Source organism: Micromonospora sp. NPDC051925 (assembly GCF_044548625.1).
Lineage (GTDB): Bacteria > Actinomycetota > Actinomycetes > Mycobacteriales > Micromonosporaceae > Micromonospora.
On record NZ_JBIUCH010000021.1, the window covers coordinates 39,760 to 53,866 of the forward strand.

Sequence of the window (14,107 nt, forward strand, 5' to 3'; positions counted from 1 at the left end):
CGGAACTGGTGGCCGAGGCAGACCGCGTCCTGGATGCCTGCGGCAGCGAAGTCGGTCTGCGGGAGCAGTACGAAAGACTCGGTCGGGCCGGCCTGCTGGCCGTGCACTATCCCGTCGAATACGGCGGCCGTGGCCTGACGCTCGGCGATCACTGCGCCGTCTCCGAGCGGCTCGGTCTACGAGGGTTGCCCGACGTCGCCCATCTCATCACCGTGCAGGGTGTCGGCTGCACCGTCCTGGCCTTCGGGAACGACCGGCAGCGCGCAAGCTGGTTGCCGGACATCGCCGCAGGTCGCCTCCTCGCCAGTCTGCTGCTGTCGGAGATAGGCGCAGGAAGCGACCTGACCGGCATCACGACCTCGGCGGTCCCGGACGGTGACGGCTGGCGGATCACCGGGCAGAAGTCCTGGAGCATGTGGACCGACTGGTCGGACGTGGCCCTGTGCTCGGTCCGGACACGCCGAGGCGGGCACCGCTACGACGGGATCTCGCTGTTCGTCGTCGACCTGCGGGCGCCGGGTGTGCACATCACGCCGATCGCTCGCACCGCCGGCGAGCCGTACTACACGGTGACGTTCGACGACGTCGGCGTCGAGCAGGACGCGCTGCTCGGTCCTTTGCACGAGGGCTGGGCACTGCTGCCGACCGCGATCGGATTCGAACGGGGCGGGCTCGACTACCTGAGCCGCGCCCAGCGATGGCTCGCGGCGACCGGGGAACAACTGGATCTGCTGGCCGATGAGCGTCGGCGGGACCTGGCGGCCGGGTACGTCGAACGCGAGTTCCTCGTCGAGAACGCGCGGATGCTTGCCTATCATGCGGCAGACACCGCCGACGGGCTGCGTACGGACGAGACGGTGACCGCCTACGCCAAGCTTGCCGCCGGCCTGGCGGCGCAGTCGGTGGCCCGCTGGGCCGGTGAGGAACTGCTGCCCGTCTGCGGGTACAGCCAGCAAAGCGCGTTGCTGGACGCCGCAGTCGCGGAGGCTCCCGAGTTGACCGTCTCCGGTGGCGCCCAGGAGCTTCAGCTGGACCTGATCGCCAACGACCCGATGATCGGCGGTGTGATCCGATGAACGTGGAGCTGAGCGCGCCACAACGGCGGCTGGCGGCAACCGTGCGCCGGAGCGTCGAGCGATCGGAGCCGGACACCGACGGCTGGGAGGTGGTCGACGCGCTCGGGATCACCGAACTGTTGATGCCGGAGCCTGGTGCCCGTCCCATCCTCGGTCAGCTCGAGTGGTGCCTGATCCTTGAGGAACTGGGTGCCGGCCCTCGGGACGAGCGAGTGGCCCGTTCGGTCCGCATCGCCGTGGACGTCGCCGGCTCCGCGACCGCCACAACTGCCGCTGACACGTTCAGGCAGTGGGCGCGTTCCCGGCGATGTGCCGACGGCGCGAGTCCCGACCCCGTGGCACGGACGGGCACGGCACGGTCGTCATGGCAGATGAGCGCCGGTACGGCGGCCGACGCCGAACCCGGCCCGGAGATCGTCCTCGACGTCGTCGCAGCCCGCCGCGTCGCCGACCGCGAGTTGCTGGCCACGGCCGCCTACGCGGTCGGCGTGGGCCGCCGCTGCCTGGAACTCGCCCAGTGCCGCGCGAGCGAGCGGGTCATCACCGGGCGCAGGCTCATCGAGTACCAGGGCACCTCGCACCGGCTCGCCCGCGGCGCCGTCGATCTGGTGCTCGCCCGGATTGGGCTGTGGACAGCGGCCAGTGGCGAGGACCACGGCGTGCCGGCCGGCCACCGGGCCGCGGCAACCGTCGCCGCCTGCGTGGCAGCCGCCCTGAATTGTGCGCACGCCGCCGTGCAGACCTTCGGCGCGGCGGGTACCCACGATCCCGCTATCACCCGGCTGTTCCGCGCGGCGTACGAGATCCCGGCCCGGTGCGGTTCGCCCCGCGCGCTGTGGCAGGTCGCGGGGCAACGGCGGTTGGTCGAAGCGGGTGCCGGCAATGCTCGATGAACCTCGCCGGCGGCGACCGCTGCCCATGGCCCGGCGCTACCGGACCGACAGCACTCCGGTCACCTCTGCGCCGTCGTCAGGTCGCCCTGGCGGTGTGGCGGCGGCCGGCCGCCGCCACACCGCCAGGCCGTTGGGCAGCGGAGCCCGGCGCGCGACCGTCCGGCCGGAGCGGGGCGGTTCTCCCGGAGGCGAGGCACGCCCGTGCCGGAGTTGAGCCGTGCGCCGTTGTCGTTCGGGCAGATGTCCCTGTGGCGCGCCGTCGAAGACTGGACGTTCGAGCGCCAGCGCTACGCCATCGGTGACTTTCTCTGGGACCTCCCGGACGGATGCTCGGTCGAGGCGGTCGAGCGGGCGCTCGCCCGCCTCATGGAACGCCACGAGGGCCTTCGGACCGGCTACGTACCAGGCGGGCCACAGGGCGTCGAGCAGGTGACATGGGCGCAGCCACGGCTTCCCGTGTCCACGGCCGAACTCGGTGTCTCGACGCATGACCTCGCGACGGACAGCGCCGCGGAACTCGCCGGCACCCCGTTCTTCCTGGACCGGGAACCGGCATGGCGGGCACGCATCCTCACCCGGCACGGCCGGCCGGTCGCTCTCGCCCTCGCCGTCCACCACATCGTCGCCGACGGCTGGGCTCTCGACATACTGCGTCGAGACCTCATGCACCTGCTCGCCGGGCGGGAGCCGACCCCGGCCGGTCCACCGCCGCGGGAGGTGGCACGGCGACAGCGCTCCGCGAGTTGGGCCCGGCGCCGGGCCTCGGCAATGGCGTACTGGCGCCGTGCCCTCGAGGAGGTGCACCACCTGCCGCCCGTCGTAACAGACGGCGCCGACCCACGGGTGGCCACCTACTTCGCCAAGCTGCGTGCGTCCGGGGTCAGCGAGATCGCCGGCGTACTGGCCGATCGCCTGGGTGTCACACCGCAGACCGTCATGCTCGGGGCCCTGTGCCGCAGCATCGTGGACCGGACTGCGGAGCAGACGATTCCAGTCATGCTGCTCGCGGGCAACCGCAGTGAGCCCGGGTGGCGATCCGTGGTGAGCAGCTTCAGCCAGGTCGTGCCCCTGATCGTCCGGATCGACCGCACTGAGGGTTTCGGCGTGCTGGTCCGTCGGCTGCAGCGCGAGGCGATGACGGCATACTGGAACGGTTGCTTCGACGTCGACGAACGTTCACGGATCGCCACCGAGTACGGTCGCACCGGTGTGCTGTCGGGATTCCCGGTCATGTTCAACTACGTCTCCGGGTCCACGCCGGCACCCAGTGGCCCACCCGGGCCCGCCATCGGCCGAATCGGGCAGCCCGCCTACACACTCGAGGAACGCCGCACACCTGGCCTGATCTACGGCTACCCGATGTACTTCACCGCCGGCAACGACGGCGACTTCCGGCTGCAGGAGACGTCCTCGGCCGCCGACGGCTCGGCGACCCGTGCCCACCTGCTGGCCTTCCGGGCAGCGGTGCTTGAGCAGTTGTAGGCCGACGCACCGACCTGAGCTGCTGGAAGGGCGAACCGGCCCAGGCGGGGCGGCGGCCGGGCCGTGGTCGGGGCGAGGGCCGGGTCGGTCCTGCCAGCCCCGCCGCGCCCATCATGCAGGTACGCCCAGTCGCCGCTGGCACGGGCCGACCGGGTCTGGCCGCCGGGTGGGAAGCGGCCCCGTTCGCGCGCTCCACACCCGGCCACTGACGTATCGGTACCGGTGTCAGACGGGTCCTCCGGCCGGTGTCTGCTCGCTGAGAAACGCGCGCAGGCTACGGCCCAGCGCGTCGCCCAGCCGGTCGACGTCGACGTCGGCACCGGTCGCCTGGCGCCCGATGACCCGCCCGGCGAGCCGACCGTCGCGAACGGACAACTCGACCACCAGATTCACGTCCGACCATCCGTTGAACGCGAGCTCCCAGCTCGTGTCGAGCCCCGCGAAGGCAGGCTTCGGCAGCTCGTCCTCCCAGGAGAAGGCGACGTGGAAGAAGTCTGCGGTGCCGTCGGCGCGTTTCGGCCGCACCAGGTTGCGGATCGCCTCCGCGTCGATGCTGCTGTGCCGCCGGGCGAGCCGCAGGGTCCGGGTCACCGCGGTCATGCAGGCGGTTGGCGCCAGATCCTGCGGCAGCTGAAAGCGTAGCGGTAGGTTGCTGACGAACTGTCCGATCGCGGTGGGCTCGACGTCCACGCCCCGCCGCGAGAACGGGATACCCAGGATGAGGTCCGTCGTGTCCGATTCCAGCGCCATCACGCGCAGGAGGCTGGACAGCGCGGCCGCCTGCATCGTGCCGCCGCGGGCGGCCGCCGCTCGGCGTAGCTGCTCCGGGTCGACGCCCTCGATCGTCACCGGACGGCACCAGCCGGCGAAGTCGGCGACGTCTCCGCCACCGCCGCTGCGCTGTCCGGCCAGCAGCACCGGCTCGGGCGCGTCCTGGGCCATCGCTCGCCAGAACTCGAGGTCGTCGTGCTCGTCGCCCTCCGGCCGTGGTGGCACCTGGTTCGCCTCATCGCGAATCCGTCTGCCACGCCCCGGCTCGACAGCGATCGAATACTCGTCGGCGACCTCCTCGAGGATCCCGTACACCGACAGGCCGTCCACCGCGAGATGGTGGAAGACCAGCAGCAGTACGTGCCGCTGGTTGCCGTCGGCGAGCAGTTCGTAGCGCCACGGCGGCTCGGCGGACACGTCCAAGGCGTACCTGCCGGCCCGTCGCACCTCCTCGGCCACGTCGGCGGTCCGGATGATCAGCGGCCGCGCCTCGGATGTGCCGACGACGGTGACGAGATCATCCTCCTCGAAGACGAACCGGGTACGCAGAGCGGGGTGCCGACGCTCCACCGCGTGCAGGGCTCGTTGCAGCGCGGTCGTGTGGACGGTCCCGTGCATGTCCACCGTTACCACGAGGTTGTATATGCCGGCAGGGCCGGCCAGTTGCTGCTGCAACCACACCTGGCGCTGGTCGGCCGTGACGCTCGTCGTAGCCGCCACGGTCGGATGCTCGCCCGCCGGGCCGAGGCGCACGGCCCGGTCGACCAGGTCGGCCATCTCCCGCAGTGACCCGGCGTTCAGCAGGTCGGTCACCGGGACCGGCACCCCTAGTCGGTCGCGCAGCGCGGTGCTCAGCTGGGCCGCCTTCAGCGAGTGACCGCCGAGAGCCACGAAGTCGTCGTCGGCGCCTACATGCGGCGTGCCGAGCAGTTGCGCCCACAGATCACCGACGATGGCTTCAGCATCCGAGCGCGGTGCGGCGGCGGGGTCGCCGGCTGCGGCGGCAATGGGCCACACCGGATCCGGCAGGTTGCGCCGGTCGATCTTGCCGGTGGCGGTGATCGGCAGGGTCGGCAGGATCTCGAAGTGCCCCGGGCGCATCCAGGTCGGCATCCGTGCCGCCGCAGCTTCGCGCAGGCCGTCCACGCTCAGGCCGGTGCCACTGACGTACGCGACCACTGTCTGCTCACCAGCGGGATTGCGCACCGCCTGCACGGCGGTGCGATGGACACCCGCCACGGCGAGCAGCTTCTGCTCAACCTCCGCCGGTTCGAGCCGGTGACCACGGACCTTGATCTGATGGTCGATGCGGCCGTGGAAGAAGTACACGCCCTCGGGCGTGCGGTGGACCAGGTCCCCGGTGCGGTACCTCCTGGTGCCGTCGGCTGCGGGAACGAAGCGGGCCGCGGTGCCCGTCGGGTCGCCGAGATAACCTCGGCCTACGGCGGCACCCCCGATCAGGAGTTCTCCGGTGGTGCCGTCCGGGACGGGGCAGCCCGTCTCGTCGACGACGACGCAGTCGGTGCCGGGCAGCGCCCGGCCGATGACATCCGGCGTCGTGTCGGCCGTGACGCGGTGCGTCGTGGTGACGACACCGGTCTCGGTGATGCCGTACACCGCGTGCATGTCGGTGTGCAGGCGCAGCTGGCCGAGCAGACCCGCAGGGACCGACTCGCCGCCGAGCATCACCGTCGTGCCGCTGGGCAGCCTCGCCACGTCGGCCTCGGTGAACGCGGCGAACAGGCTCGGCACCCCGTGCAGGATCGGTGCCTCGAGGTCGCACACCGTGTCGATCAGCGCGGGCCCGAGCAGGTCGGCCCGGTTGGGCAAGTACAGCGTGCCACCTGTGGTGAGAGTCAGCCACAGGTCCATCATCGACACGTCGAAGGACCACGACGTGGTCAGCACATGCAAGCGGGGGCGCTGTTCCAGAGCGAGGTAGGCGGACATCTCCGCGGTGGTGTGCGCGAGTACTCCGTGATTGACGATCGCGCCCTTCGGTCGACCGGTGGTTCCGGAGGTGAAGCACAGGTAGGCCGCCTGCTCATGGTGGATCATCGGTAGATCGCCGACGTCGCCCAGACCGGCGTGGGCGCCGTCGTAGCAGCGCTCGTCCTCGGCCAGCGGTGCGGTGTTGTCGTCCACGACGACCACCGCCGGACGGGCCAACCGCACCAGTTCGCGCAGGCGTTCCCGCGGCTGGTCGACAGCGATGGGCACAGCGCAACCGCCTGCGAGCATGACGGCTGCCACCCAGGTGACGTGGTCGATGCCGTCGTGCAGCATGACGACCACACGCTGCTCCCCCCGCAGCCCGCCGGCCAGGAGCAGCGCCGCGCGCCGGCGCGCCAGGTCGAGCAGCTCCTGATGGCTCCGCGCGTGCGCGTTGTCGCGGCAGGCCGGCTTCGTCGATGCGCGTTCAGCCGCGCGCTGCCAGCGTTCCAGCACGTTGGGATGGTGATAGGGCATGCCGGGCTCTGCCTGCTTGGTGGCGCTGGGCGACGTCATAGCTGTCCCTCCGATACGTCCCGACCGAGCAGAACGGCCCCGGCCAGCCCGGTGATCTCCATACTGAACATGTGGTGCTGGCTGGCGGTGTGCGCGTCGCGCAGCAGCTGTGCGAAGCGGTTGGCCCGCAGCGCCGCCCCACCGCCAGCCGCGTGGTGCAGCCGGTCCACGACGGACAAGCACGCCGAGCGCACGTTGTTCATGGCGATGCGCAGGCGTGCCTGATCCAGGATCGTCGGTCCGGCCCCGGTGTCGCATGCGTCCTGCACCCGCTCCACGCTTTGATAGAGCAGGGCACGGGCGGAATGCAGGGCCCCCCAGCACTCGGCGACGACGTGCTGAGTTAGTGGCTGCTGCGCCAACAGCCCGCCGCCGAACGTCGGACGTTTGCGCCCGGCCAGCTCGACGAAGTCGTCGAGCGCCGCGGACGCGATACCGAGCAGGACCGCGGAGCATGCCGCGAACGTGGCCCGGAAGTGCATCCGGAATGCGGGCTCCGGCCATGCCGACGGGCCGGTGGTGCCGGCGATGATGCGGCGCACCGGCACCCTGACCTGGCGCACGCCGATCATCCCGCTGCCCGAGCAGGCGAGGCCGAGCCCGTCCCATGGCTCGCGGGAGGTGATGTCTAGGGCTGGCAGAACGGCGAACACCGAACGCGCAGGGTGCGTGTCGGCGAGCACTGCGTGCAGCGCGACCCAATGAGCGGCGTTGACGCCGCTGCCGAAGGCCCAACGCCCATCCAGCAGAAGCTCGTCACCGTCGCGCCGTACGGCGCCGGTGGGCGCGAGGGCGCCCGCAACCCTGGTTCCCGGCCTGGCAAAGATCTCGGCCGTCAGATCGGCGGGGGCTTGGGCGAACAGCCACGGGGAGGTTCCGTAGATGAACAGGCACCACCCGGTCGCCGCGTCCACGGCCGAGACCCGCTCCACTGTCGTGACGAGGTCGACCAGGTCAGCTCCGGCCCCGCCGAGGCGGTGCGGAAGGCAGAGATCGACGAGGCCGGTGCGCGAAAGCAGGTCGGCCGCCCACAGCGGCAGGTCACCCGGCTGCGCCAGGTCGTCTGAGCGCTCACGAAGCGCGACACAGACCGTGTCGATCGCCTCGCTCAGGGGGATGCGGGTGTCAGCGTGCTTCGTCGTCATGCCGGATGCCTTTCCTGACCGGGAAGGAGGCTGAGGACCAGGCCTTCGGCCACCGCGAGGTTGATGTCGGGCGTGCCGCCGGCGAAGGTGCAGGCCCGTGCGCTTGCTTCATCGTCGAGCAGGTCCTCCGGGTGCTCCGCGGTCGGCAGGAGCGCTGCGGTCCGCGCGACAGCCACCTCTGCGGCGACCGAGCAGCAGAGGAGCTTCGCGATGCTGCTGTCGATCATGGTCGGAACATCCGCCTCGGCGTTGTCGAGGGCCTGCTCGACAAGCGTCTGGGCGCCGATCAGACGCCACGACAGTTCCGCCCTGGCGGCGGCTCCGACGTCGCCGAGCCACCGGCGGGCGTAGGCCGACTGCTGGGCGGCCAGGATCAGCCGTTCCCGAAACAACCCGGCCATCAGGGTCTCGACGCCTACGCCGGGCATCATGTCCTCGTCTGTGACGTGGTAACCCCGGAACTCGAGCTCGGCGAATCCCACCCCACGCCAGGCCGGCGCGCTGAGCGTGCGACGCGTCAGACCAGGTTGGTCGGCATCGACGAGGACCAGTGCCAGCCGGTGGCCGTCCCTGGCCGCGACCACGATGTGGCTCGCGTCGGCGCCACCGGCGACGTAGGTCTTCACCCCGTCGAGGCGCATGCCGGCACCGTCCCGGGTGAGACCGGTGCTCAGCGCGTTCAGGTCGCTGCCGGCCGACGGCTCCGTGACGGCGACCGCCGCCAGCGCGGTGCCATCGAGCAGGTCGCTGCGGCGGGCGGCCGCGCTCGCGGAAGCCCACGGTCCGCAGGCGTAGGCGCGGACCACTTGTCGATGCGTCATCACGCGAGCGGCCAGGCCCGGAGGCAGCGCCTCGGCCAGCGCCTCGGCCACCACCAGATCATCGAGCAACGTCGACTCGGTCAGCGGCGCCAGACGTTCCAGCAGTGCCACCAACCGGCGGGCGTCGTCGGTGACCAGCTCCGCATTCCGCAGGCCGGGCACCGATCGCTCGCCCGCCAGCGCCTGCCGCAGACGCCAGGCGAGGTCGGCCCGCCGCCGCGACACGGGACCCGGCGGCCCCGCGTGCGAGCCGGCGGCGGCGTGGGCCGACAGCTTGGCCTGCGCATCGAGTCGCCGTCCCAGAGCCGGGGCGGGGTCGAACACTCCCGCGCCGGCATGGACGTCCTCGCACCTCCGCACGCATTCGGCCGCGGTCCGCACGGCGGCGACACACAGATCGGCGATGTCGTCCATGACGGTGCCACTGGCGACCACGTCGAGCGTCGCGACAGCGGTCCGGTGCGCGATGATCGCCTCTGCCAGCCGCCGCCGCAGCACCGGCTGGGAGATCGTCGCTTGACCGTACGACCGCCGGCCCGCGAGCCACGTCGTCACCTGGCGGAGGTATTCGCCCGCGGTCAGCGTGGCCAACGTGCCGGCTGACAGCAGATCGCGCAAACCATGGCAGCGCAATGGCACCTCTGGCGCAGGGGCCAGACAAGCCGGCGGCACCGGGAGGATCGAGCCGTGCGACCCGACGTCCGAGGCGGCCAGGAGCACCAGACACGGTCCGTCGGGCCCGGTAGCTACGATTGCCAGGCGGTCGGCCCCGTCCGTCGGCAGCCGGCGGGGCAGACTGACGAGTGACGGCTGTCCGCGATGGTCGCGCACCGAGCAGACCGTACGAAGGTCCACCACCGCCGTGCGGGCATGCGACTCGGTGCTCGGTACGCCGTCGGGGTGGAAGCAGTCGGCCAGCAGGCTGGTGGCCAGGGCGTCGCGTCGTGCCGCCTCCCGGGCGGCGACGGGCAGGGGCGAGAGCAGTTCCCGCATCCGGCGGATCTCCGCCGCCGGGCTCACCAGGGCGTGGATCGTCGTGACGTTCATGAGGCCTCCTGGAACCGCGCGCCGGGCGACAACACGGTCGACAGTTCGGCCACGAGCGCCAGGAGGTGCATGTCGCGCCCCGGTGCGGCGATGACCTGCAGCCCTACCGGCAGCGAGCCGGGCGGTGACGGAATCGGCATCGACACGGCCGGCATGCCGCCCACGCTGGCGACGGCACACCACATGGACAGCGAGAACAGCGGTATCCGCCTGCCGGTGACGGTGGTGGTGTCCGCGAGGACCGGCACACTCGGATCCCTGGCGGGCAACGCGGTGACGCCCATGACCGGCAGCAGGACGGCCGTGCTCGTGCTGAAGACCTGTTGCCACGCATGCCGATATGCGGCGCGACGGCGGTGGAGTTGCTGCCGCGCCTGCGGGGACAGCGTACGGCCCCACAGCGCCACTTCCATCGGATCGGTGTCGACGGTGGGGTCCGCGACGGTGCCGGGCGGCAGGTCGGCCGGCTCCTCGGCGTAGATCAACTGCTGGCACAGCAGCCACGTCTCCCGCAGACCGACCGGCAGCCGGATCTCGCGGATGTGGTGCCCGGCCCGGCGTAACCGCTCCATGGCCAGGCTTAGGGCATCCCGCACCTGCGGTGACAGGGGCGCCGCGTCGTCGGCGAGCACAGCGGCGATCCGGTGCGGCGCGTCGGGGGCCACGTCACCCGTGCCGCCGCGCATCGCCGCGTACACCACCCGCAGGTCGTCGGCGTAGCGGGTCATCGGGCTCACGGCGAGCATCGGGATCGCCTCGGCGTCGGAGGCAGATCCCGGTTCGTGACCGGTGGTAGGCAGCGCGCCAGCGGTGCTGCGCAGGGCGAACAGCCCACACGCGTGAGCCGGGATCCGGGCGGAGCCGGCGACGTCACTGGTGAGGTCGAAAGTGCTGTGGCCGGCGGCGACGGCTGCGGCGGAGCCGCCGGAGGAGCCGCCCGGGCTCCGGCGCGGATCGGCCGGATGCCTGGTGCGGCCGAAGACGGGATGCACGGTGTCGATGTCAGCGGCGCGGGCAGGCGCGTTGGTACGACCGATCACGACGGCACCCAGCGCCCGCAGCGACGAGACCGCCGTGGCATCGCGCGCCGCGGGTATGCCGAAGGGCTCACCGGGCCCGACATCATGCCGGGTGTGCGCGAATCCGCGTACCTCGAACGTGCGTTTGACCGTGAACGGCAGCCCGCACAGCGGCGAGGCGCACGGCTCACGCAACCTGCGGTCAGCGGCTCGCGCCGCGGCGCGGGCGCGGTCGGCGTCGATCTCCACCACGGCGTTCGTCGTCGGTTCGGCTGCAATACGTGCCAGGCACGCCTCCACCAGTTCCAGACTCGAGACCCGCCGGGCCCGCAGGTCGGCGGCCAGCCGCCGGATCGGCAGCGCCACCGACGTGGTCATGCGTACGTCCTCTCTCTCGTCCTGGGCCGGGTCACCCGTGGATCACACGGACCGATCGGGGACGCATGTCCGTCCACAGTTCGCTGATCCTGGTCAGGCAGTCCTGCCGGCTGCCGGGCTCTCCGACCGTGGTCCAGCCGGTCGGTCGAGCACGGCCGACGGGCCAGATGCTGTACTGCTCCTCGGCGTTGACCACAATGTGATAGGTCTCGAACTCGCTGGTGTTGCTGTCGGGATCTGGCACGGGAGCCCCCTCGATCGTCGTCATTCTGTGGTCGTCGTATCGGTGAGTCGTGCGAGCAGCCAGGTCTGCATCTGCCAGAGCGGTAGCTCCAGCGGGGCCAGGCGACCCGTCGCCGTCGCCGGGGCGCGCAGGCCGCGCTGGACGCCGCGGCAGGCCGCGCCGTCCTCCTCCTGGATCTGCTCGATCGCTACGAGGCTCGACTCGACGAAGGCCTGCAGGCCCGGACTGGTGAGCTGGTCGGCGGGCACCATGACGTGCCAGGTGAGGCGGTGCCTGTCCACGCTGATGGGCAGTATCTGCAGCCAGAACGTCGAAGCGGGCTGGCCGCCGGCGCACAGCAGCGGGAACACGCACATGATCTGCATGCCCATCGTGTGCGACGGGGGCAGGTGCTTCATCGGATCGCCCTGCACCAGCAGGTAGTCGTCGGAGCAGCCGATCCAGCTCGAACTCCACGGCTGCCCCCGGTTGTCCAGGCAGCGGGCGGTCTTGGCCGGCAGCAGCGGTTCCAGGGAGTCACGATGCAGGCCGAGGTGGTGGTAGAACTCGGCGAAGTTCTCGACCGAGATCTTCCAGTTCCAGTCGGCTTCGTACGACGCGGTCGCCACCGACACCATGTCGGAGAACCGCCACTCGGCGATCTCCGCTACGAGCCCGGATACCTGATCTGCCAGCGGCGCGGCCCGGCCGTCGAGGTTGACGAAGATCCAGCCCTGCCAGATCTCGTGGCGGAACTCGGGCAGGCGGACCTGGTCGCGGTCGAAGCCGTCCACCTCGGCCATCATCGGCGCTCCGCTGAGCGTGCCGTCCAGGCGGTACGTCCACAGGTGGTACTCGCACCGCAGCGTCCGGCACATACCGCTGCCTTCGGCGAGGGGCATGGCACGGTGCCGGCAGACGTTGGCGAGCACGCGGGGGACTCCTGCGGCATCGCAGGTGATCACGAGCGGCTGCGAGCCCAGTTGGACGCTCAGGTACGTGCCGGGCTCGGCCACCTGTTCGGCCCTGGCCAGCGGCACCCACCCGGTGGCGAACACTCGCGACTGCTCGAGTTCGAACAGTGCCGGGTCGAGATAGAAGCGCGGAGGGAGGGCGGTCGCCTGGCCGAACGGAGCGGTGGCCTGGCCCACCTCGACGGCTGCGCCACCTGCAATGACGGACGTCATCGGAGCTCCTCTCCTGGTGCGGCGACCAAACGGGTGGATCTCCGGTGCACGTTCCAGGCAAAAGCGCCGCAGCAGGCCATGATGAACGCGGCCACGGCGAAGACCGGCCTGGCGCCGATCGTGTCGACGAGGAACCCGCCGATCAGCGATCCGACCGCGTCGGCGACAAAGGTCGCGCTGATCACCGCGGCCATGACCGTGCCGACCTGCGTGGCGGGTGCGGTGTTCTGCAGCAGTGTCGTCGCAGCCACGCTTTCCAGCCCGTTGCCGACGCCCATCATCAGCGCCGTAGTCGCGGCGATGACCAGGGACGGCGCCAGTCCCAGCAGGAAATGTGCCGCCATCTGCAGCGCGATGGACACGACGAAGACGTTCCAGGTCGGGCCGAGCCACGGGACACGTCCGATCGCGAGCGACGCGACCAGGACACCGACGCTGATCAACGCGAGCAGCAGGCCGTACGCCCCACCGTCGCCTGGTAGGTCCTGCTGGGTGAGCGCCACGACCGCGGGCCGGTCGATCGACGAGGCTAAACCGATGCCCACCAACCCCAACGCCAGCGCGGCCAGCCGTCTGTCGACGACGATCAGGTGGGTCCCGGCCAGCGCCGACGACAGCAACGGCTCGGGTCTCTCGCCCTGCGAGCGCGGCGCCGGCACCGAACCGGCCGCCCACACCAGCACGGCCGACGCCGCGAACGTGAGCGCGTTGAGCAGCAGCGCCAGCCGGGGGCCCAAAGCGCTGGCGGACAGTCCGCCGATGCCCGCGCCGACGCCGAAGCCGATCGACACGCTGGCGGTGAGAACACCGTTGATCCTGCCGCGACGATCGGCGTCGACCCTGCGGGCCAGCCAGGTGCGCGCCGCCGGCAGCGACACGGTGGCGACCGACTCGGCCACCAGCAGCAGCGCCAGCAGCGTCCAGTACGAAGGTAGGAACACCGCGACGCACGCGAACAGCGCGCACGCCGCCACGTCGCACACGACCAGCAGCGTCCGCAGGTCGTAGCGGTCCGCCAGCGCCCCCGCGAGCGGGCCGAGCAGACGTGGCAGCACCCGGACGACGAAGATGCCGCTGACCAGCGTGGCACTGCCGAACGTCTCGTACACGTACACGCTCAGGGCGGTCACCGCCGCCATGTCACCGATGATCGACAGCGTCCGCGACGTGACGAACAGCGCTGGGCCCCGACGCTGTTCATCGCGAGCGACGGCGACCGCCTCCTCCTCTTCAAGCAATGTGCGCGTCCTCGGCCACCCGACCGCCGAGCAACTCGGCGAAGTCACTGAGTACGGGCGCACGGAAGAAGTCGGCGAGCTGCACCTCGGTGTCCAACACGCGACGCAGGCGCACCACAGCCTGCATCGCCTTGATGGAGTGGCCGCCGATGACGAAGAAGTTGTCGTCGGGTTTCACTTCGGGCACTCCGAGCAACTCCCTCCAGACCTCCGCGATGGCCTGGAGACGAGCCTCCGGTTCCATGGGCGTATCCATTGGCAACACTCCGTTCGATCGTCGTCGGCCCGGGGACCGGCTGGCTGGGGAGGCATGCCGCCC

11 protein-coding genes are annotated in these 14,107 nt (G+C 71.1%); 3 read left to right on the forward strand and 8 right to left on the reverse strand.

The features are described 5' to 3' along the window. Positions 1–8 precede the first annotated feature (8 nt). The 3 genes from ACIG87_RS25650 (at position 9) to ACIG87_RS25660 (ending at position 3,451) form a co-directional block, all read left to right on the forward strand. On the forward strand, positions 9–1,076 hold the full coding sequence (locus ACIG87_RS25650; RefSeq protein WP_396853857.1) for an acyl-CoA dehydrogenase family protein: 1,068 nt from the start codon (positions 9–11) through the stop codon (positions 1,074–1,076). Beyond that, positions 1,073–1,969, forward strand: coding sequence for an acyl-CoA dehydrogenase family protein (locus ACIG87_RS25655; RefSeq protein ID WP_396853859.1), 897 nt, complete (start codon positions 1,073–1,075; stop codon positions 1,967–1,969). The genes ACIG87_RS25650 and ACIG87_RS25655 overlap by 4 nt, the downstream gene beginning before the upstream one ends. A 201-nt stretch (positions 1,970–2,170) precedes the next feature. Then, positions 2,171–3,451 carry a condensation domain-containing protein gene (locus ACIG87_RS25660; RefSeq protein WP_396853860.1) on the forward strand — a complete coding sequence of 427 codons (1,281 nt, stop codon included), beginning with the start codon at positions 2,171–2,173 and terminating at the stop codon, positions 3,449–3,451. Positions 3,452–3,676: 225 nt separating this feature from the next. Here the strand turns inward: ACIG87_RS25660 and ACIG87_RS25665 are convergent, their stop codons facing one another. From ACIG87_RS25665 to ACIG87_RS25700, 8 genes are read right to left on the reverse strand one after another with little or no spacing between them, the layout of a single operon-like run. Further along, on the reverse strand, positions 3,677–6,730 hold the full coding sequence (locus ACIG87_RS25665; RefSeq protein WP_396853977.1) for an AMP-binding protein: 3,054 nt from the start codon (positions 6,728–6,730) through the stop codon (positions 3,677–3,679). Next, on the reverse strand, positions 6,727–7,875 hold the full coding sequence (locus ACIG87_RS25670) for an acyl-CoA dehydrogenase family protein (protein ID WP_396853861.1): 1,149 nt from the start codon (positions 7,873–7,875) through the stop codon (positions 6,727–6,729). Before ACIG87_RS25670 ends, ACIG87_RS25665 begins: the two co-directional genes overlap by 4 nt. Beyond that, positions 7,872–9,689: an acyl-CoA dehydrogenase family protein gene (locus ACIG87_RS25675; RefSeq protein WP_396853863.1), complete on the reverse strand. Its 1,818-nt coding sequence runs from the start codon at positions 9,687–9,689 to the stop codon at positions 7,872–7,874. Before ACIG87_RS25675 ends, ACIG87_RS25670 begins: the two co-directional genes overlap by 4 nt. Positions 9,690–9,739: 50 nt before the next feature. Further along, positions 9,740–11,140, reverse strand: a complete 1,401-nt coding sequence (locus tag ACIG87_RS25680; RefSeq protein WP_396853865.1) for an amidase family protein — start codon at positions 11,138–11,140, stop codon at positions 9,740–9,742. Positions 11,141–11,171: 31 nt separating this feature from the next. Next, positions 11,172–11,408 carry an MbtH family protein gene (locus ACIG87_RS25685; protein WP_396853867.1) on the reverse strand — a complete coding sequence of 79 codons (237 nt, stop codon included), beginning with the start codon at positions 11,406–11,408 and terminating at the stop codon, positions 11,172–11,174. Next, on the reverse strand, positions 11,405–12,550 hold the full coding sequence (locus ACIG87_RS25690; protein WP_396853868.1) for an aromatic ring-hydroxylating dioxygenase subunit alpha: 1,146 nt from the start codon (positions 12,548–12,550) through the stop codon (positions 11,405–11,407). Before ACIG87_RS25690 ends, ACIG87_RS25685 begins: the two co-directional genes overlap by 4 nt. After that, positions 12,547–13,788: an MFS transporter gene (locus ACIG87_RS25695; protein WP_396853869.1), complete on the reverse strand. Its 1,242-nt coding sequence runs from the start codon at positions 13,786–13,788 to the stop codon at positions 12,547–12,549. Before ACIG87_RS25695 ends, ACIG87_RS25690 begins: the two co-directional genes overlap by 4 nt. Beyond that, the gene (locus ACIG87_RS25700) at positions 13,781–14,032 is read right to left on the reverse strand and encodes a phosphopantetheine-binding protein (RefSeq protein WP_396853870.1); all 252 of its coding nucleotides are present in this window, start codon (positions 14,030–14,032) and stop codon (positions 13,781–13,783) included. The genes ACIG87_RS25695 and ACIG87_RS25700 overlap by 8 nt, the downstream gene beginning before the upstream one ends. Positions 14,033–14,107: the final 75 nt, after the last annotated feature.

Bases quoted from the DNA above. Each gene is read 5' to 3' on its own strand.
- ACIG87_RS25665 (WP_396853977.1), bottom strand. From the start codon at position 6,730: ATGACGTCGCCCAGCGCCACCAAGCAGGCAGAGCCCGGCATGCCCTAT.
- ACIG87_RS25690 (WP_396853868.1), bottom strand. From the start codon at position 12,550: ATGACGTCCGTCATTGCAGGTGGCGCAGCCGTCGAGGTGGGCCAGGCC.
- ACIG87_RS25685 (WP_396853867.1), bottom strand. From the start codon at position 11,408: ATGACGACGATCGAGGGGGCTCCCGTGCCAGATCCCGACAGCAACACC.
- ACIG87_RS25675 (WP_396853863.1), bottom strand. From the start codon at position 9,689: ATGCGGGAACTGCTCTCGCCCCTGCCCGTCGCCGCCCGGGAGGCGGCA.
- ACIG87_RS25680 (WP_396853865.1), bottom strand. From the start codon at position 11,140: ATGACCACGTCGGTGGCGCTGCCGATCCGGCGGCTGGCCGCCGACCTG.
- ACIG87_RS25700 (WP_396853870.1), bottom strand. From the start codon at position 14,032: ATGGAACCGGAGGCTCGTCTCCAGGCCATCGCGGAGGTCTGGAGGGAG.
- ACIG87_RS25655 (WP_396853859.1), top strand. From the start codon at position 1,073: ATGAACGTGGAGCTGAGCGCGCCACAACGGCGGCTGGCGGCAACCGTG.
- ACIG87_RS25670 (WP_396853861.1), bottom strand. From the start codon at position 7,875: ATGACGACGAAGCACGCTGACACCCGCATCCCCCTGAGCGAGGCGATC.